Genomic DNA, 18,992 nt, shown 5'->3' with positions numbered 1-18,992 from the left:
ATTTCAACTGTTACTTGACGTTGGCACCGACAACGGAGTCCCAGTTCTTGGTGACGGCTTCCTTGGCCTTGCCCTGCTCGTCCAGCGTCGGGAACACCGCCGAAGCATAGGCTTCCGCCGGCGGCAGCTTGGCCAGCACGTCCGCCGGGATCTTGCCGTTCTTGGCGAGATCGTTGAAGCGGATCGGGTGGCAATAGCCCTTGAGCCAGCCGATCTGGCCTTCGTCTGAATAGAGGTATTCCATCCAGAGCTTGGCTGCGTTCGGATGCGGCGCATAGGCGCTGATCGCCTGCACGTAGACGCCGGCGACGACGCCGGTCTTCGGCACGACGACGTCGACCGGCGGGTTGCCCTTCAGCGTGTCGCGGCCGGCGAGCGCGTTGTAGTCCCAGTTGATCAGAATCGGGGTCTGACCCTGGGCGAGTGTCGCCGGCTTGCCGATGACCGGTACGAAGTTGCCGGCGGCATTGAGCTTCTTGAAGAAGTCGAGGCCGGCGGTGCCCGCGGCTTCGCCAGCCGCGGCTCCACTCGAAAGACCAGCGGCATAGACCGCCTGGATGGCCTGGTTCGAAGCGCGCGGATCACCGGCGAGAGCCACCGAATTGGCGAATTCCGGCTTCAGCAGATCGGCCCAGTCCTTCGGCGATTCCTTGACCAGATCCTTGTTCACCATCATCGCCAGAACGCCGTAGTAATCACCGTACCAGGCGCCGTCGGCATCCTTGGCGCTGTCGGGGATCGAGTCCCAGGTCGACACCTTGTAGGGCATCAGCAGGCCGTCGGCCTTGGCGGTCGGGCCGAAGGACAGGCCGACGTCGATGACGTCGGGCGCCTGCGGGCCCTTATTGTCCTTGTTGGCCTTGATCGCCTCGACCTCGTCGCCCGAACCGGCGTCGGGATTGAGCTCGTTGATGGTGATTTCCGGATATTTCGCCTTGAACCCGGCGATGACGTCGCCGTAACCGCACCAGTCATGCGGCAGCGCGATGGTGGTAAGCTGGCCTTCCGCCTTCGCGGCCTTGACGAGATCGTCCAGCGGAGCCGCGGACGAAATCACCGTCGACGCAAACAGCGCCGCGGCCGAAAGGGAAAGCACTTTCCCCGTGAATTTGAACATGTGTTCTCTCCGTTGAACTGACGCCGTTGGACGCCTGCGATGCGGTATCGTTTTCGTGTGACAGCCAGATGAAAGCTTTATGAAACCCCACCGCTGGCAGCACGAAAGTTAACTCCTTTTAATCGACTGTAGCAATTAGCCATCACTTAATTTTCCGGCTAATTACTTTTTGCTTTGCACTTCACCCTTTCCCCTTGGTTGCCCCTGATTTTCCAGATCAATTGTACCCTTAAAGCGGTATCACACCGTCCCGGCGATTGCATTTTCGAGCAGCGTCAGCGCTGCTTTCTTGGTCAGCTTGACCGGGTTGCCGCCGGCTGTCGGATCGACCACCGCCATATCGGCGATCAAGGCCTTGCGCTTCTTGTCCATGTCGAGCCCCTTGATCAGGCTTGGCAGCGCATGCGGCACCTTCAATTCCTTGCGAAGCTTGATGACAGCCTTGGCGAAGCCGTCGAAGCCGCCTCTTATGCCGCAATAGGCGGCGAGCCGCGCGATGCGGTCCTCGATCGCCTCGCGATTGAAGGCGAGCACATAGGGCATGAAAACCGCATTGGTCATGCCGTGATGGGTGTCGTAGAGCGCCCCGATGGGATGCGACAGCGAATGGATCGCCCCCAGCCCCTTCTGGAAGGCTGCCGCGCCCATCGCCGCGGCGCTCATCATGTTGGCGCGGGCGACCAGATCCCTGCCGTTGGCATAGGCCTTTGGCAGGTTCTCGAAGACAAGCCTGATGCCTTCCACGGCGATGCCGTCGGCCATCGGATGATAGCCCGGCGCGCAATAAGCCTCGAGGCAATGGGCCAGCGCGTCCATGCCGGTGCCGGCGGTGATGAAGCCCGGCATGCCGACCGACAGCTCCGGATCGGCAATGACGATCGCCGGCAGCAGCTTCGGATGGAAGATGACCTTCTTGGTGTGGGTCGCCTCGTTGGTGATGACGCCGGCGCGGCCGACTTCGGAGCCGGTGCCGGCCGTGGTCGGCACCGCTATGATCGGCGCGATCGCATCCGAGTTGGCGCGCGTCCACCAATCGCCGATGTCCTCGAAATCCCAGACCGGCCGCGTCTGTCCCGCCTGGAAGGCGATCAGCTTGCCGAGGTCGAGCGCCGAGCCGCCGCCAAAGGCGATGACGCCGTCATGCTTGCCCTTCTTGAACACCGCGATGCCGGCGGTGAGATTGGAATCGACCGGATTCGGCTTCACTTCGGAGAAAACGCCGTAGGGCACTTTTGCGTCATCGAGGATTTTCAGCGTCGAAGCGACGACCGGCAGTTTCGCCAGCCCCGGATCGGTGACGAAGAGCGGCCGCTTGATGCCGGTGGCGGCGAGCACCTCGGGCAATTCCTTGATGCGCCCGGCGCCGAAGCGAACGGTGGTGGGGTAGTTCCATTTGGAGATCAGCTTGGACATGTTTGTCTTTCAAAAAATCAGATGGCTTCGCGCAGGTGGAAGGATTTCGGCCGGGTCAGGTTGTCGTAGCCGATGGCGGACAAGCCGGCCCCCTTGCCGGTGTCCTTGACGCCGGTCCAGACCAGCGCCGGGTCGAGGTAGTCGCAGCGGTTCATGAACACCGTGCCGGTCTCGACGCGGTCGCCGATCGCCACCGCATGCTCGGTGTCGCGCGTCCAGATCGAGGCGGTCAGGCCGTAGGGGCTGTCGTTCATCAGCGCGATCGCCTCCTCGTCGTTGCTCACCTTCATGATGCCGACGATCGGGCCAAAACTTTCCTCGCGCATGACGCTCATCTGGTGGTCGACGTCGGTCAGTACTTCCGGCGCCAGATAGGGCGAGCCGGCCTTGTCTTGAGCCACCTTCATGTTGATATGCGCCTTGGCGCCCTTGCGCAGCGCCTCGGCCTTCTGCTCGCGGATCAAGTCGGCGAAACGGGCCTGCGCCATCGGCCCCATCGTCGTCGCCTGTTCGAGCGGGTTGCCGACGACATAGTGTTTCGTCTCGGCGATGAAGCCTGCGACGAATTCGTCATAGACCTTCTCATGCACATAGACGCGCTCGATGCCGCAGCAGCACTGGCCGGAATTGTAGAAGGCGCCATCGACCAGATTGGCGACTGCATGGTCAATCTTGGCGTCGGGCAGCACATAGGCAGGATCCTTGCCGCCAAGCTCCAACCCGAGCGTCATGAAGGTGCCGGCCGCTGCCTTTTCGATGGCGCGGCCGCCGGCGACCGAGCCGGTGAAATTGACGTGGTCGATCTTGCCCGAGCCAAGCAATTTTTCTGTCTGCGCGTGGTTCAGCACGATGTTCTGGAACACGCCCTTGGGCAGGCCGGCTTTGTCGAAAGCCTGTTGGAAACGCTCGCCGACAAGCAGCGTCTGCGCGGCGTGTTTGAGGATGACGGTGTTGCCGGCCATCAGCGCCGGCACGATCGTGTTGACCGCGGTGAGGTAAGGATAGTTCCACGGCGCGATCACCATGACCACGCCGAGCGGATCCTTCTTCACATAGCGGCGGAACCCGTCCTTCGGATTGGAGGCCGGGACCGATTTCAGCGCCGCCTCGGCGATCTCGACCATATAGCTGGTGCGTTCCTTGACGCCGCCGAACTCGCCGCCATAGCGCACCGGACGCCCCATCTGCCAGGCAATCTCCGGCACGATTTCGTCGGTCATGGCGACCAGCGTTTCGAGCATCGCCAGCATGTACTTGCCGCGCTCGACGATCGGCGTCCCGGCCCACTTCTCCTGCGCCGCTTTGGCGCGCTCGACAGCGGCATTGACCGCCTGGTCAGTGGCGATCGGACGCTCGGCATAGACCGAACCATCGATAGGGGATTTGAGTTTCACGATTTCCAAGAAGATGTCTCCATATCGAAAGGCAAAGCGTCAGCAGGCAAGGGCGCGAACATGCCCCGCTCTCGCATAATCCAGTATCGACTGATCGCGCGTCACGAGCGTCAGATCGAACGCCCGTGCCGTCGCGATCAATATTCTATCTGCCGGATCGCCGTGAAGCGATCCGGGCAAGAAGGACGATTCAATCAATAAGCCCGGCGAAAGAGCCTCTACCTTGATGCCTGGCGTGGCGATCACTTCCCCAAAAATGCTTGTTGGCGACTTTGCTGCCGCCAATCGGCCGTTGGCGCTCAGCAGGCCCAATTCCCAGGCCGATATGGGGGAAACCCGGATCTTCTCGTCAACAGCCGCGGCGGTATTGATCGCAGTCTTGGCTTCCGGCCTGATCGGCTCGTTCAGCGCTATCCATATGATCGCGCACGTGTCGAGCAGCAGCCTATGCGTCACGGCTGCACATCAGGCTCAAAAGCCGGCCTAGTGTAATCATGCCCTGGGCAAAGCGTAACCTTGCCTGTCCATATGCCGAAAAGCGGATGGTCGATATTTTCCCGTGGAAGTTCGTAGCTGGCCTGCGCTGGCTCCGCCATTCCCGGAGGAGTCTTGTCCATGGTAGCCATGTTCGGCTTTCGATAGCCCTCGGGCCATCCCTCCAGTTTAAAATCCACGCGTTCGTTCGCAAGGTCGACATGGGACGCCCGATAGTTTGCGCGCAACCAGGCGCGCGCCTGGCTGTGCCCGCTCGGGCTGTTCGCCCACCATTCCTGCCGCTGTCGCGCCGACGGTGGCAAGCGGCCGCCTATTACTTGCTCGATCTCCGCGAAGCTCATGGACATACGGCCTTGGCCCGAGAACAGAAGATGCTCGAAAAGCGGATGGTATTTGGTTCCGTCGGTCATTGTACAAATTTAGTCCAATCCGCGTTTCCGATCAAGGTAAAGATAGTAATATACTATCTTCTAGTATCGCTCGAACCCACGATGCAGTTCCCAATCCGTAATGCGGCGGTCGTATTCGAACTGCTCCCATTTAGCGGTGTGGACGTAGTGTTCGAGCACGTCCTCGCCGAGCGCCTGTTTCAGCATCTTGGACTTGGCCAGCGTGTCGGTGGCGTCGCGCAGCGTCTTCGGGATCTCCGGCAGGCGCGAGGCCTGATAGGCGTCGCCGACGAAGGGCTTCTGCAGCTCCAGCTTCTCGTCGATGCCGGCAAGGCCGGCGGCGATCAACGCCGCGAAGGCGAGATAGGGGTTCAAGTCGGCGCCGCCGATGCGGCACTCCATGCGGATGCCCTTGGTGCCCTCGCCGCACAGGCGGAAGCCGGCGGTGCGGTTATCTTCGCTCCACATGATCTTGGTCGGCGCGAACGTGCCGGCCTGGAAGCGCTTGTAGGAATTGATGTAGGGCGCCAGGAACCAGGTGAACTCCTTGGCGTATTTGAGTTGACCCGCCGCCCACTGCTGGCCGAGGCTCGATAGCGTCCAGTCGGCTTGTCTGTCGAAGAAAAGCGGCGTCTTGCCGTCGGCGCTCCAGAGCGAATTGTGGATGTGGCTGGAATTGCCGGCGAGCCCGTAATTGTACTTGGCCATGAAGGAAATCGCCTTGCCTTCGGATTCGGCGATCTCCTTGGCGCCATTCTTCAGGATGACGTGGCGATCGGCCATGTCGAGGGCCTCGGCATAGCGCACATTGATCTCTTCCTGACCCGGCCCCCACTCGCCCTTCGAGTTCTCGATCGGGATGCCTGCCGCTTCCATTTCGTTGCGAAGCCGTCGCATGACGCCTTCTTCCTTGGTGGTGATGCCGATCTGATAGTCGCCGATATAGGGCGAGGCGGTGTCGAGGCCCTGCCAGTGCTTCTTGCGGGCGGAATCGTAGGTCTCGCTGAAGAGGTAGAATTCGAGTTCGGAGGCGAAATAGCCGATATAGCCCCGCTCCGTCAGCCGCTTGACCTGCTTCTTCAGGATGGCGCGCGGGGAATGCGGCAGGTCGTCATGGGTGTGGTGATCGAGCACGTCGCAGATCACGAGCGCCGTCTTTTCCAGCCACGGAATGCGCCGCAGCGTCGCGAGGTCGGGCTTCATGACGAAATCGCCATAGCCCTTCGACCAGCTTGCCGCCTTGTAGCCGGGCACCGGCTCCATATCGATGTCGGCGGCCAGGAGATAGTTGCAGCCATGCGTCTCGTCATGCGCGGAATCCACGAAGTACTGGGCCAGGAACCGTTTTCCCGCCAGCCGTCCCTGCATATCGACGATGCAGGCCAGCACCGTGTCGATCTCCCCGCCGGAAACCGCTTTCTTCAACTGATCGAACGAGAAATTTCCGGCCATTCCTTTGGCGCTCCAGTGCTTGTCATTTTGGGCTTGTCGATTTCGAAGGGTCGAAGCCATGGCCGGCGATGCGCCGGCCATGGCTGTGAGATGCTGGCCTCAGTGGCCGGTTTCGCCGACGGCCTGCTCAGCCGCCTTGATCGCCGCTTGGCGCGCCGCGATGATGTCGCCGAGCGGCGGACCCTGGAAGCGGTTGCGCTCGAAGGCAAACCAGACGATCGCGGTCAGGATGAAGAAGCCGACGGTGATGTAGAGCGCCCAGTCGTTCGGCGGCTGGATTCCGATGACGAAGATCAGGATCATCGACACGATCGACAGGACCGCAAACAGCATGAACACGCCGCGCCCCATGTTCCACGGTCCCATCTTGTCCCATTTGGGCGTGCCCCAGGCCAGCATGCCGAGCACGATGGGCACGGTGAAGGACAGGAACAGGAAGATGACGGTGCAGGAGACCACGATGGTGTAGGCCGAGGTGCCGGCGACCGAAACCAGCGTCGAACCCCAGACGAACAGCACCGACAGGATCGATGCCGTCCAGATCGCCGCCACCGGCGTGCGGTAGGTCGGACTGACCTTGGCCAGTGCCGACGAACCCGGCAGGCCGCCGTCACGCGAGAAGGCGAAGATCATGCGCGAGGCTGAGGTGACGGTGGCGAGGCCGCACAGCAGCTGAGCGATGAACACGACGAGATAGACGAACTCCTTGAGGCCAGGGCTGACGCGCTGGTCGAAGGCCCAGAAGAACACGTTCCAGCCTTGCTTGGCGGCATCGTCCATGTTCGGGATCATCAGCACGAAGGCGGCCAGGAACAGATAGCCGAATACGGCCGACCAGATCACCGACATGACCATGGCGCGCGGCACCGAGCTGGCCGCCTTGATGGTCTCCTCGGACGTATGCGCCGAGGCGTCGTAACCGGTGATGGTGTAGATCGGCAGCAGGAGGCCGAGCGCGAACACCCAGGCATTCGAAACCGATGGCCAGACGCCGCCTCCGGCATCGCCGGAGTAGTTATGGAAGGTGAACAGCCGGCTGAAATCCCAGGTTTCGGCGGAGAGCAGGCAGACCACGGCGATCAGGATCGAGCCGAAGAAGATGAGGTAGCCCGAGAAGTCGGTGAGCTTGGCCGTCAGCTTGATGCCGAGATGGTTGATCAGCGCCTGGGCGCCGGTGATGATGACCAGAAAGATCATCTGGTTGGTCAGCGTGCCTTCGATACCGAGCGCCGGTCCGAAGGCGCCGATGAAGAATGTCCAGGTGCCGACATTGATGGCACCGAGCACGGTGATCAGGCCGAGCAGGTTGAGCCAGGCCGTGACCCAGCCGGTGCCGCGGTTGCCCAGGATCGAGCCCCAATGATAGAGCCCGCCTGCCGTCGGATAGGCCGAGCTGATCTGCGACATGGCGACGGCGAACGTCAACGAGACGAAGCAGCCGACCAGCCAGCCGATGCCGATGCCGATGCCGCCGGCGCCCGACGTTGCCTGCGCCAGCGAATTGATGCCGCCCGACAGAATGCAGATGATGGAGAAGGAAACGGCGAAATTCGAAAAGCGGCTGAGGCGCCGCTCCAGTTCCTGGGCGTAGCCCATGCTGTGGAGGACCTTGACGTCCTCCGCCTTGTCAACTTCGGTATATCCAGGTGCTGCCATTTTTAGTCCCCTTGCGTTCTCAGCTGGCCGATTGAACTGACTTTCCCGTTGCGTGTTCCCTGGCGCCCCTGGTCTCCTCGGGTTCCAGACCCGAAAAGATGCCTGTGAGCAAATCCGCCCATTTCCGCTGCCCGGTCTCGCCGGAGATTTCATCGTTGCGGATTTCGATCATCGCGCAGGGCAGCCCGCGCAGGCGCGCATGGCGTTCCAGCGTGAAATAGACGCGGTCGGCCGGCGAATAGGGTTCGTTGACGCCGACGGTAATGCCGGCAAGGTGCCGCAGCGCCGATATCAGCGGCGCTGCCAGCCGGCGGTCGTCATCGTGGATGATGCCGATATGCCAGGGCCGGTCTCGGCCTTTGTAGACCGGCGTGAAGGAATGCACCGATACCAGCCGCGTCTCCTGGCCGCGCGCCAGCCTGTCTTCGACAATATGCTCGATGGCGTTATGAAACGGCTGCCAGGACAGGGCGACCCGCGCCGCGCGCTGCTTTTCCGACAGGCCGGTGTTGCCCGGTATGGCCGTGGTTTCGCTGACCGGCGGCACCAGGTCCGGCGCGTCAAGCGGCCGGTTGCAGTCGATGACGAGACGCGAAATGCAGGTTTCGACCAGCGTCGCATCGAGCGCCTGCGCCATGCGCAGCGCAACGGGCAGCGCGCCCGGGTCCCAGGCGATGTGACGCGACAGGTCCTCGGCGGTGAGGCCGAGCGTGCCGAATTCGGCGGGCAGGAAATTGGAGGCGTGGTCGCAGGTGAGCACGAAGGGACTCGATCCGCCCGGGTTGGTCACCCTTACGGCATCAGGCGATGCAAGGCTGGCGGGCCGTGCTTTCTCCATAGTCTGCGGTCCCCGGGGAGCGCTGTATCGTATGTTACGTATTTTGCCTCATTGCGTCCCTATGGATGATTTCATACAGTTTGCCCGGCTTTGTCAAATGCGATTTGGGGAAAACACCGTCGGCCGGGCCATGGATGGGAAAGATGATTTCCAGTATTGCCGAATTGATCGCCGACCGCATCGGCACAATGCCGGCCGGCGAGCGGCGCGCGGCCCAGACGCTGATAGCGAGCTATCCGATGATCGGTCTGAAGACTGTCGCCGAATTCTCGTCCGCGGCCGGCGTGTCCTCGCCGACGATCCTGCGTTTCGTCGCCAGGCTCGGCTTCCAGAACTATCCGGAGTTCCAGTCGAGCCTGCAGGACGAACTGGCGGCGCAATTGCAGTCCCCTGCGACCCGCACGCTCAATCCGCCCTTGCCCGGCGGCACGGCGTCGCCGATGCTGGAGGCAACGCTCGACAATATGCGCGAGACGTTCCGGCACCTGTCCGACAAGCAGCTTGCCGACATCGCGTCCCGCCTCGCAGAGCGTCGCGGCAAGACATTCCTGATCGGCGGCCGCTTCACCGATCCGCTGGCGCGCTACATGGCCGCCCACCTTGCCATCATCCAGCCTGACGTCATTCACCTCGCCGGTCAGGAAAGCATGTGGCGCGACAGGCTGATCGACATGGGCAAGCGCGACGTGCTGGTCATTTTCGACATCAGGCGCTACCAGGACAGCCTCATCCGCTTCGCCGAGAAGGCGCATCAGCGTGGCGTGCAGATCGTGTTGTTCACCGACCAGTGGCTGTCGCCGATCGCCCGCTTCGCCCGTCACGTCATCGCCGGGCGAACCGCCGTGCCTTCGGCGTGGGACTCCTCGGCGGCGCTCTTCGTCGTCGCCGAAACGCTGATCGGCGCCGTCACAAGGCAACTCGAGGCCGACGGCGCCCGGCGCATCCGCGAGATGGAAGGCCTGCGTTGATGCAGCCCGGGATAAGTCTGGAACGATTTCGGTCCGAAACTGGCGTCGGGGCGGCATAGCCAGCGTTGTAATCTCGAAAGCCCGGCTCGAAGTGAACTAAAAAATCAAAACGGCACGAACACCGGCAACGTTACGCATATTTAATGTGCGCGGACACTGAAGAATTGTCATAAAGGCACGATATCGGGGGCTTGCTTCTTGCCTTAGAATAGCCCCGCTGCGTCTGCTTATTTCGGGAAACCGGTGGACGGAAGGATTGTTTTGCCAACCGGAGTGCCGATGGCCGCCTGGAAACAGATACTTTTCGCCCTTGTGGTGCTGGTGGTGGCGGTTGCCGCCTGGCTGCGCTTTTTCCCGGGCGCGCCGGACGTGCTGGCGCGCTGGGGAATAGACTGGGCCTACGCGGCAACGCCTCCGGCTGAAACCGGCGCCGGCACGAAATCCGCTGGCGGCGAGCGAGCCCGTCAGGTCAACGTCGTCGTCGTGCCCGCTATTTCCGCGACCATAAACGATCGGCTCCAGGCCATCGGCACCGGCCGCGCCAATGCGTCGGTGACGGTCAACCCCTACTCCTCCGGCCGTCTCGCCGAATTGCTGGTTTCGTCCGGCACCCATGTCGACAAGGGACAGGTCATCGCGACCCTTGATTCCGAAACCGAAGTGATCGCCCAGGACCGTGCCCGGCTCGCGCTTCAGGACGCACAGGCCAAGCTCGACCGGGTCAGGTCGCTGCGCGCCTCCAATGCGGCGACACCGGTCGCCGTCGCCGATGCCGAAGTGGTGCTGGCCGGTGCCAAGCTGGCGCTACAGGATGCGGAACTGGCACTGCACCGCCGGTCTGTTCTCGCCCCGATCTCCGGCACGGTCGGGATCCTGCCGATCTCCGCCGGCAATTATGTGACCAACCAGTCGGCGATCGCCACGCTCGACGACCGTTCCTCGATCCTTGTCGATTTCCTGGTGCCGGAACGCTTCGCGGCCGCCGTCAAGATCGGCGCGCAATTGTCGGCGACGCCGATCGCCAATCCCGGCAACAGCTATACCGGCACGGTTTCGGCCATCGACAACCACATCGACGAGAACAGCCGTACGCTTCTGGTCAAGGCGACGATCGCCAACCCGGCCGATTCGCTGCGCGCCGGCATGTCGTTCGCCATCACCATGAAATTCCCCGGCGAGACCTATCCCGCCGTCAGCCCGCTGGCGATCCTGTGGGGCTCGGAGGGCGCTTACGTCTGGGCGGTCGAGAACGGCAAGGCCAAGCGGGTGCCGGTGCGCATCATCCAGCGCAACACCGAAACCGTGTTGATCGACGCGGAACTGGACAGTGGCGACATGGTGGTGACCGAAGGCACCCAGAGCGTCAGCGAGGGAGGCGAAGTCCGCATCGCCCGCGGAGAGCAGCGCGCCGCGAACGCGGCCGAAGGCTCATGACCGGAGCCGTCAACGCCGCCAGCGAGACCGGCTTTACCGCCCTGTTCATCCGCAGGCCGGTCATGGCCTTGGTGCTGAATGTCCTCATCGCGGTCGCCGGCCTCGCCGCCTTCTATGGCGTCGAGATCCGCGAACTGCCTGATGTCGACCGCGCCGTCGTCACCGTTTCCACGACTTTCGAAGGCGCGGCGGCCGAAACGGTCGATCGCGAACTGACCGACACGATCGAGGGAGCTGTTGCCCGCGTTTCCGGCGTCAAGTCGATCTCTTCGACCTCCTCCTTCGGCTCGAGCCGCGTCACCATCGAATTCAACGACGGCGTCGACCTCAATGTCGGGGCCTCGGATGTGCGGGATGCCGTCGGCCGCGTCGCCAACCAGATGCCGGAGACGGCCGATCCGCCGCGCATCGTGAAGGCCGACGCCAACTCCGACCCCGTGATGCGCCTGGCCGTCACCTCCGACACCATGTCGGTTCAGGACATGACCGTCGTGGTCCAGGACCAGATCGAGGACGAACTGGCTGCCGTTCCAGGCGTCGCGGACGTCCAGGTCTATGGCGACCGCGACAAGATCTTCCGCATCGACGTCGATCAGAACAAGCTCGCCAGCCTGGGCTTCACCGTCGCCGACCTCAGGACCGCCCTTGCCTCGGTCGCCTTCGATTCACCCGCCGGCTCGATCACCACCACCAATCAGGACCTGATCGTTCGCACCACCGCCGATGTGACGACGCCGGAAGAATTCGAGAACATCATCATTGGCGGAACGACGCGCATCCGCGATGTCGCCACCGTCACGCTCGGCCCCGACATCGGCCAGACCACGTTGCGTTCGGACGGCAAGACCGGCATCGGCATCGGCATCATCCGCCAGGCGGAATCGAACACGCTGGACATCTCCACCGGCGTCAAGGCCGCGGTCGAGAAGTTGCAGGCAAACCTGCCGCAAGGCATGTCGATCAAGGTCACAAGCGACGACGCGGTGTTCGTCAACGGCGCCGTCCACGAGGTGGAGATCGCGCTCGCGCTTTCCGTCTCCATCGTGCTGATCGTCATCTATGCCTTTCTTCTCGACTGGCGCGCCACGCTCATTCCGGGCCTGTCGATGCCCGTCGCCATGATCGGCACCATTGCCGCAATCTATCTCGCTGGTTTTTCGATCAACATCCTGACGCTGCTGGCCCTGGTGCTGGCGACGGGGCTTGTCGTCGATGACGCGATCGTCGTTTTGGAAAACATCGTGCGGCGGCGCAATCAAGGCATGGGGCCGCGTGCCGCCGCCGTGCTCGGCGCACAGGAGGTGTTCTTCGCCGTCATCGCCACCACCCTGACGCTGGTTGCCGTCTTCGTGCCGATCTCCTTCCTGCCGGGCCAGACCGGCGGCCTGTTCCGCGAATTCGGCTTCGTGCTCGCCATGTCGGTGCTGTTGTCCTGCGTGGTCGCGCTGACGCTTTGCCCCATGCTTGCCTCGCGCATGCTGTCCACTGCCGCCCTCCACCACGAGGGCGGCAACGGCGTCGGCGCACGCATCGGCGGCGCGCTGAACGCGGCCTACCGGCGCAGCCTGCATGTCTGCCTCGACGCGCCGTGGATCGTGGTGCTGGTGGCGCTGCTGTTCGCCGGCACCGCATTCGCGCTGTTCGGCACCATCCGCCAGGAATTGACGCCGACCGAGGATCGCGCGGTCGTGCTGCTTCGCATCAGCGCCCCGCAAGGCGTCAGCCTCGACTACACGACGCAGCAGATGCAGAAGATCGAAAAACTGATCCAGCCGCTGCGTGATTCCGGCGAAATCGTCAGCACTTTCGAGAGCGCCGGCCAGAACGGCGCCTATAATTCAGGCTTCATGGTAATGACGCTGGCGCCCTGGGACGAGCGCAGCCGCAGCCAGCAGGAGATCATGGCAGAGATCAGCCAGCTCACCCGCCAGGTGCCCAGCGTGCGTATCTTCCCGGTGCAGCCCAACAGCCTCGGCATCCGTGGCGCCGGCAACGGCCTGCAGTTCGCGCTGGTCGGCAACGACCGCAAGGCGCTCGGCGACGCGGCCGTCAAGATCATCGCCGAGATGCAGAAGGATCCGCGTTTCCAGACGCCACGGCTTTCCATCGACCCGACGCAACCGCAGCTTTCCGTTGCCATCGACCGCGAGCGCGCCTCCGATCTCGGCATCGACATCACAGGACTGGCCAACACCATGCAGGCCATGCTCGACGGCAACGACGTCGTCGATGTCTACATCGCCGACCGCAGCTACGGGGTGAAGCTGGTTTCGACCACCAACCCGATCAACGATCCGACGGACCTGGAGAACGTCTTCCTAAAGACGGCTGACGGCCGTTTCGTGCCGATGTCGACCATCGCCACGCTGACCGAGCGTGCCGTGCCGCCCTCGCTGTCGCGCGAGCAGCAGCAGCCGTCGGTGGCGATCACGTCCAACCTCGGCGGCGATTTCGCGCTCGGCTCGGCCCTTACGCGCGCCGAGGAAATCGCAACGCCGCTTCTGCCGCCGGGCAGCCGCATCGTGCCATTGGCCGAGGCGGCGACGCTGGGTGAGACCAACAGCGCCATGGTCACCATCTTCGGTTTTGCCCTGGTCATCATCCTGCTGGTGCTTGCCGCGCAATTCGAGAGCTTCGTCAGCGCCGTCATCATTATGGCGACAGTGCCGCTCGGCCTCGCCTGCGCCATCTTCGCGCTTCTGCTCTCGGGCACCAGCCTCAACGCCTACAGCCAGATCGGCCTGGTGCTGCTGGTCGGCGTCATGGCCAAGAACGGCATCCTGATCGTCGAGTTCGCAAACCAGTTGCGCGATCGTGGACTGGGGGTGCGCGAGTCGATCGAACAGGCCTCGACCATTCGCTTGCGCCCGGTGATGATGACAATGATCTGCACCGTGCTCGGCGGCGTGCCGCTGGTGCTGGCGGCGGGCGCCGGCGCCGAGGCCCGTATCGCGCTCGGCTGGGTGATCGTCGGCGGACTGGGGCTGGCCACCGTCTCGACGCTGTTCCTGACCCCCGTCGCCTATCTCTTGCTCGGCCGCTTCGTCACGCCGAAGGCCCACGAGGAGGCGCGGCTGAAGCGCGAACTCGAGGAAGCCGCCTACACCGATGTGGAGCCGGCTGAATAGGGAAATTCCAGGAGACCGTGTGGCGGGTCCGGAATTTTCGTGGGGAAATAGCCTGCTATTTCAGGAGACGGCCCTCGATCGACCAGCGCGCGGCGAGGAAATTCAGCACCGCCGCCACAACCACCCCGCCGATCTTTGCCGGCCACACGCCGACAACACCGGCGAACAGCGCGATCGCGAGGCTGGAGACACCGAGCGAAATCAGCGCGCCGAGCGAGGCGAAGCGAAGAAAGGCATGATGCAGCCGGATGGCCGGATCGCGCTCGAACGACCAGAAGCCGTTGGCCGCGAAGGAGAAGGTGACGGCAATGAACCAGGACGCAACGTTGGCGGGCAGCGGCGGCACGTGCAGCTTGAGCAGCAGAAAGAAGCCGGCAAGGTCGATGGCCGTGTTCACCAGGCCGACAATGGCGAAGCGGATAATCTTGTTGCCGGTCGAACGCCGGGACTGATCGGCACTCATGCCATGCCGTCCATGACGCCGACACGCGCGCGAGCCAGGTTTGCGCCGAAATGATCGGAGGCGAGAACCGCGAATTCGACGTCGCGCACATCTTGCATCGGGTCGCGTGCACGCAACGTCTCGTCGACATGCCCGGGATGGCACATGAAAAGTCCCTTTTCCGGCAGGCTTTCAACGGCGGTTTGCAGGGCGGGCGCGAACTTTTCCGACTGCCGCCAGTCATAGATGCCGGCGAGCGGCGCCCTCACGGTGAAGCCGGCGCGCCGCATGGATCGGTTGAAACCAGTTGCCAGGGCGGCGATCGCCGCAATTTTCGATGCCGCCGCTCCGCTGCCGGCCAGTGCCGGCGCGCCGCGCAGCCACGGTCTGCCGGCATCTCCGGCGAAACGCACCCGCAGCCATTTACGCACGACTGGCAGGAAATGCACATGCTGGTGGCCGTCGATGAAATCGGGCCTGCGCCCGAGCGCCTCGACGAAGCGGCCAAATTGGGCGTCGAGCTCGGCATGGACGTCGCAGGTCTCGATGCCGCCGCGCAGGATCGGCAATGCCAGCGAGCGGAGCGGCGGCAGCCGGCCTTCCGGCGCCAGGCTCGACGGGCCGGTCACGGCCGGCTGGTCCGTCAAGGTCAGATGCAGGCCGACGGCGACCCGGCCGCACAGCGGCTTGATGCGTTCCGCCTCCCCCGGCCATTCCGCGAAACCGGTCATGCAACCGGTGCCCGTTAGCCGCCCGCGATCGAGCAGGTCGAGGATCGCCGCCGAGACGCCGGGCGCCAGGCCGTAATCGTCGGCGATCAGGCGGATGCCGCGCATCATGCCCCGGAAACGCCCGGCGCCGATCTGGCGGGAACATCGCTGCGCACGATATCGCGCACGATGTAGACCGGGCGATCCTTGCTTTCGCTGAGGGTGACCCAGACATATTCACCGATCAGCCCGAGAAGTGTCAGGTTGAGGCCGCCGAGCAGCACCACGGCGACCAGCAGGCTCGGATAGCCTGGAACGGCAATGCCGTAGAACAGCACCTCGAAGAGCACTTTCGCGCCGTAGACCGCGCCGGCAAACGCCGCAAGCAGTCCGCTGAGGCTGATCAGGCGCAGCGGAATCACCGAAAAGGACGTAAACCCCTCTAACGAAAAGGCGATCAGGTTGAGCCGGCTCCATTTCGACTTGCCGCTGGCGCGGTTTTCCGGCGAATAGGATATGGCCTTCTGGCGGAAGCCGGCCCAGGCGAACAGGCCCTTGTTGAAGCGCCTTTTGTCGCGCAGGCTGGTCAATGCGCGCGCCACGGTGCCGCGCATGACGCGAAAATCGCCTGCATTCTCGGGAATATCGAACCGCTGGCTGCTGTTGATCAGACTGTAGAACAGTTTCGCCAACTGGCTGCGCCGCCAGCTTGCCCCGCGCCGGTCGTTCTGCGCGTAGACGACGTCGACGTCCGGATTCTCAGCCAGCTCGACGATCATCTTCAGGCTGGTCTCCAGGGAGTGCTGCAGATCCGCGTCCATGACAAGCACCATGTCGCCCCGCGAGTGGTCGAGGCCGGCGAGCACGGCGACCTCCTTGCCGAAATTGCGGCTGAGGCGCACGATTTCCCAGGATCCCGAAAGTGCCTGCGAAAACCGCCCGGCGCTATCGTCCCGGCTGCCGTCGTCGACCAGGATCTTGTGGACCTGCATGCCGAAGCGGCTCGACACCGCCGCCTCGAGCGCGTCGAGCAATGCCGCGAAAGCCGTCGCCGATTGCGCCTCGTTGAAGAACGGCGCCACGATGTCGAGTCTCGGGCGCATCTCAGCCATGGGCGACAGGCTCCACATTCACCAATTTTTGTCGCGCCTTGGCCCAGAACCACCATATCAGGAAGCAGGCGATGAAAGTGACCGTGATCGGCCGAAACCAGGGATAGAGAAAGTCATGCATGTGGCGCTCGACACCGGTCAAACCTGTCAGGAATAAAGTCATGGACAGCACGCAGGCCAGGACGCCACCTTTTTCTTCGCGCCACAACAGGGCAATGGCAAGGCCGGCGGGTACCGCGATCATCGCATAGGTGTTGGGCTCGACGCGCGGGTTGAAGACGCACATGTAGAAGGCGGCCGCCAGGAAGATCGCGAGTCCGGCCGCTCCTTGTTCGAGCTTGCGGTCGAACCAGAGCACGATCGAGAGCGTCAGCAGGCCGATCACGACGCGCACCGCCGTGGCAGCCGAGTCCGGAACGGGCAGCCCCATCTCGATAAAGGGCGCGGTGAAATCGGTAGGAACAAAATGGCTGGTCTTGTCGACGGCCATCGACGTCAGCATGCGGGCGAAATCGCCATACTGCTCGTTCAGGTAGCCGGCGGGAGCGAAAGCGTAGGGGATGGCGAGCACGAACAGCACCGCGAGCACCAGCACCGGTATCAGCCGCGGGCGCAACGCCCCCACCAACAGCAGCATGATGATCGCGGTTGGCTTGGCCGTTATGGCAAGCGAGGCCCAGAAAAAGGTCTCCGCACGCCGTCCTTCCAGTGCCGACAGGGTCAAGAGCCAGCAGGCGCCGGTCAGCAGGATTGTCGCCTGCCCGTTGCGGATGGCGCCCAGCGTCATCGGCAAAGCGAGGAAGAGGCCGAAGGAAAGCAGCCAGGTCTGCTCCTGTCCGCCCAGCTTGCGCACCTGCCGCGCCGCGGCAAGGGTGAGAACGGCGAAACCGAGGGCATGCCAGACCAGCCCGCCAAGATGCGGTCCCAGATTCAAGAACGGAATATAGAGCGCGGCGAAGGCGGGCGTGTAAAGGTATCCCATCTCGGACTCGAGGTCGTAGAGCGGCCGGCCGGCGAGAAACTCCACACTGCCATATCTGTAGGCGTGCAATACGGTGCGCGCATCGGGCGACCACAGGACCAGGCCAAGCACGACCGCGAATGCCCCGATCCACAGGCCAAGCCCCAGGCGGTCGAAAACCGGTTTGGAAATCCTCACCAAGCACCCCACACCAATCCGGAACAGGCCCGGTCCGGCACTGTCCCAGCGTTCATTGGCGGCGGCATATCACGGACAAAGCGGGGTGGCATAGGGGGATCGAACGGCGTGGCCGCCGATGACATTGAACGATCGCAGCCAACAAACCACCCTCTTTCCGGCCCTCGAAGGTTATAGCAGCTGTGCTCTCGATGAACCGGAATGCAGCTCAACCGCACACCCCCTGCTTTACGGCCGAATGAACACCTTGCCATTGGGCCTGGCCAGTTCCGCCGGCACGCGCGCCATCGCCTCGGCCAGCGGCACCACAGCCGTCACGTCGGTCGTCCAGCGCCCGTCGGAAAAGCGCTTCTGCGCCTCGAGGATCGCAGGACCGCGGCGATCCTTATGCTGCCGCATCCATTCGCTCAGCCAGAAGCCCTCTATGTGCTTGTGCTGGAAAATCAGCTGGCCGGGTTCGCGGATGATCGTGGCCTCGGGATCGAGCCGTCCATAGATGATCCAGCGCGAGCGCTTCGGCATGGCGTTGAAGATGGCCGAGGCCAGTGGCCCGGTCACCGCATCGAGAAAGATGCGCGGCTGTTCGGCCTTTATCACCTCGCGCAGCGAGGCTTCGAAATCGGGCGACTTCTCGTTGAGCACATGGGCGGCGCCGATTTCCTTCAGCAGCGCGATCTGCTCGTCGCGGCGCACGGTGACGATAGGCCGGAATCCTTCCTCACTGGCCAGCCCGATGATCAGCTTGCAGAGCTGGCTGGCGCCGGCGGTCATGATGAAGGCCCTTTCGCCTTCTCGGCTGACGATGTCGAACATGGCGAGCGCGGTAAGCGGATTGACGATCATGGCAGCCCCATCCTCGTCGCGCACGGTGTCGAGGAGCGGAATGCAGGCGGCGGCTTCGGCAACGGCATAGTCGGCCCATGAGCCCCAATTGGAGAGCCCGGTGGCGAAGGCAACGCGCTTGCCGACGAGGCTCTTGGGATAGGACTCGTCGCCGCCGGCAACGATCACGCCGACGCCCTCGAAGCCGGCCGGCCGGCCCTTGACCCGCGGCTGGCCGTACTGGCCCTTGATGAAGGCGACATCGGACGGATTGATCGACGCAAGGCTGACCTTGATCAGCACTTGCGTCGTCCCAGGCGCCGGCACTGCGATACTGCCTGGCTGGAGATAGGGCTCCATCGCCTCCAGCGTGCTGCCGCTCGGCGTCCTGGTGTAGCCGTCGCCGACCAGGAGCAGCGCCTTCATTTCGGACGGGATGCTCATCGGCTGTCTCCCCGCTCGG

Annotated in this window: 16 protein-coding genes; 3 read left to right on the top strand and 13 right to left on the bottom strand. The window is 63.4% G+C overall.

The features are described from left to right. Positions 1–10: 10 nt before the first annotated feature. From LB545_RS26675 to LB545_RS26640, 8 genes are all read right to left on the bottom strand, one after another. Positions 11–1,117 carry an ABC transporter substrate-binding protein gene (locus LB545_RS26675; RefSeq protein ID WP_140522419.1) on the bottom strand — a complete coding sequence of 369 codons (1,107 nt, stop codon included), beginning with the start codon at positions 1,115–1,117 and terminating at the stop codon, positions 11–13. Positions 1,118–1,357: 240 nt separating this feature from the next. Continuing rightward, entirely contained in the window at positions 1,358–2,530 is a 1,173-nt protein-coding gene (locus LB545_RS26670; RefSeq protein WP_140556534.1) for an iron-containing alcohol dehydrogenase, read from the bottom strand. Positions 2,531–2,547: 17 nt separating this feature from the next. After that, positions 2,548–3,933 (bottom strand): aldehyde dehydrogenase family protein, encoded by a 1,386-nt coding sequence (locus LB545_RS26665; protein ID WP_224706081.1) that lies wholly within the window; start codon positions 3,931–3,933, stop codon positions 2,548–2,550. Between the two features lie 30 nt (positions 3,934–3,963). Beyond that, the gene (locus tag LB545_RS26660) at positions 3,964–4,380 is read right to left on the bottom strand and encodes a type II toxin-antitoxin system VapC family toxin (RefSeq protein ID WP_140522425.1); all 417 of its coding nucleotides are present in this window, start codon (positions 4,378–4,380) and stop codon (positions 3,964–3,966) included. Beyond that, complete coding sequence (locus LB545_RS26655; protein ID WP_140522427.1) at positions 4,377–4,829, bottom strand: hypothetical protein; 453 nt, start codon at positions 4,827–4,829, stop codon at positions 4,377–4,379. Before LB545_RS26655 ends, LB545_RS26660 begins: the two co-directional genes overlap by 4 nt. 60 nt (positions 4,830–4,889) lie before the next feature. Then, positions 4,890–6,260 carry a glutamine synthetase family protein gene (locus LB545_RS26650; RefSeq protein WP_140496308.1) on the bottom strand — a complete coding sequence of 457 codons (1,371 nt, stop codon included), beginning with the start codon at positions 6,258–6,260 and terminating at the stop codon, positions 4,890–4,892. Between the two features lie 99 nt (positions 6,261–6,359). Beyond that, positions 6,360–7,916, bottom strand: a complete 1,557-nt coding sequence (locus tag LB545_RS26645) for an amino acid permease (protein WP_140496309.1) — start codon at positions 7,914–7,916, stop codon at positions 6,360–6,362. Between the two features lie 19 nt (positions 7,917–7,935). Next, on the bottom strand, positions 7,936–8,754 hold the full coding sequence (locus tag LB545_RS26640) for an N-formylglutamate amidohydrolase (RefSeq protein ID WP_140522429.1): 819 nt from the start codon (positions 8,752–8,754) through the stop codon (positions 7,936–7,938). A gap of 143 nt (positions 8,755–8,897) precedes the next feature. Between LB545_RS26640 and LB545_RS26635 the strand changes: the two genes are divergently transcribed. From LB545_RS26635 to LB545_RS26625, 3 genes are all read left to right on the top strand, one after another. Further along, positions 8,898–9,722, top strand: coding sequence for a MurR/RpiR family transcriptional regulator (locus LB545_RS26635; protein ID WP_140496311.1), 825 nt, complete (start codon positions 8,898–8,900; stop codon positions 9,720–9,722). A gap of 279 nt (positions 9,723–10,001) precedes the next feature. After that, the gene (locus tag LB545_RS26630; protein ID WP_140496312.1) at positions 10,002–11,156 is read left to right on the top strand and encodes an efflux RND transporter periplasmic adaptor subunit; all 1,155 of its coding nucleotides are present in this window, start codon (positions 10,002–10,004) and stop codon (positions 11,154–11,156) included. Next, positions 11,153–14,284 carry an efflux RND transporter permease subunit gene (locus tag LB545_RS26625; RefSeq protein WP_140522431.1) on the top strand — a complete coding sequence of 1,044 codons (3,132 nt, stop codon included), beginning with the start codon at positions 11,153–11,155 and terminating at the stop codon, positions 14,282–14,284. The genes LB545_RS26630 and LB545_RS26625 overlap by 4 nt, the downstream gene beginning before the upstream one ends. 55 nt (positions 14,285–14,339) lie before the next feature. On the opposite strand, the gene LB545_RS26620 is transcribed toward LB545_RS26625, so the two are convergent. The 5 genes from LB545_RS26620 to LB545_RS26600 all read right to left on the bottom strand — a co-directional run bounded on the left by LB545_RS26620 (position 14,340) and on the right by LB545_RS26600 (position 18,973). Continuing rightward, entirely contained in the window at positions 14,340–14,747 is a 408-nt protein-coding gene (locus LB545_RS26620) for a GtrA family protein (RefSeq protein WP_140496314.1), read from the bottom strand. Further along, complete coding sequence (locus tag LB545_RS26615; RefSeq protein ID WP_140522433.1) at positions 14,744–15,565, bottom strand: ChbG/HpnK family deacetylase; 822 nt, start codon at positions 15,563–15,565, stop codon at positions 14,744–14,746. Before LB545_RS26615 ends, LB545_RS26620 begins: the two co-directional genes overlap by 4 nt. Beyond that, on the bottom strand, positions 15,562–16,548 hold the full coding sequence (locus LB545_RS26610; RefSeq protein WP_140496316.1) for a glycosyltransferase family 2 protein: 987 nt from the start codon (positions 16,546–16,548) through the stop codon (positions 15,562–15,564). Before LB545_RS26610 ends, LB545_RS26615 begins: the two co-directional genes overlap by 4 nt. Then, on the bottom strand, positions 16,541–17,707 hold the full coding sequence (locus tag LB545_RS26605; protein WP_140496317.1) for a glycosyltransferase family 87 protein: 1,167 nt from the start codon (positions 17,705–17,707) through the stop codon (positions 16,541–16,543). The genes LB545_RS26610 and LB545_RS26605 overlap by 8 nt, the downstream gene beginning before the upstream one ends. Before the next feature lie 228 nt (positions 17,708–17,935). Next, a complete protein-coding gene (locus LB545_RS26600) occupies positions 17,936–18,973 on the bottom strand; it encodes a zinc-binding dehydrogenase (protein WP_140522435.1) in 1,038 nt (345 codons plus the stop codon). Positions 18,974–18,992: the final 19 nt, after the last annotated feature.

It is taken from the genome of Mesorhizobium sp. BR1-1-6, assembly GCF_020165355.1.
In the GTDB taxonomy this organism is placed as follows: Bacteria; Pseudomonadota; Alphaproteobacteria; order Rhizobiales; family Rhizobiaceae; genus Mesorhizobium.
The sequence above is the reverse complement of the archived record's forward strand: the minus strand, read 5'-3'. Positions and strand labels throughout refer to the sequence as shown.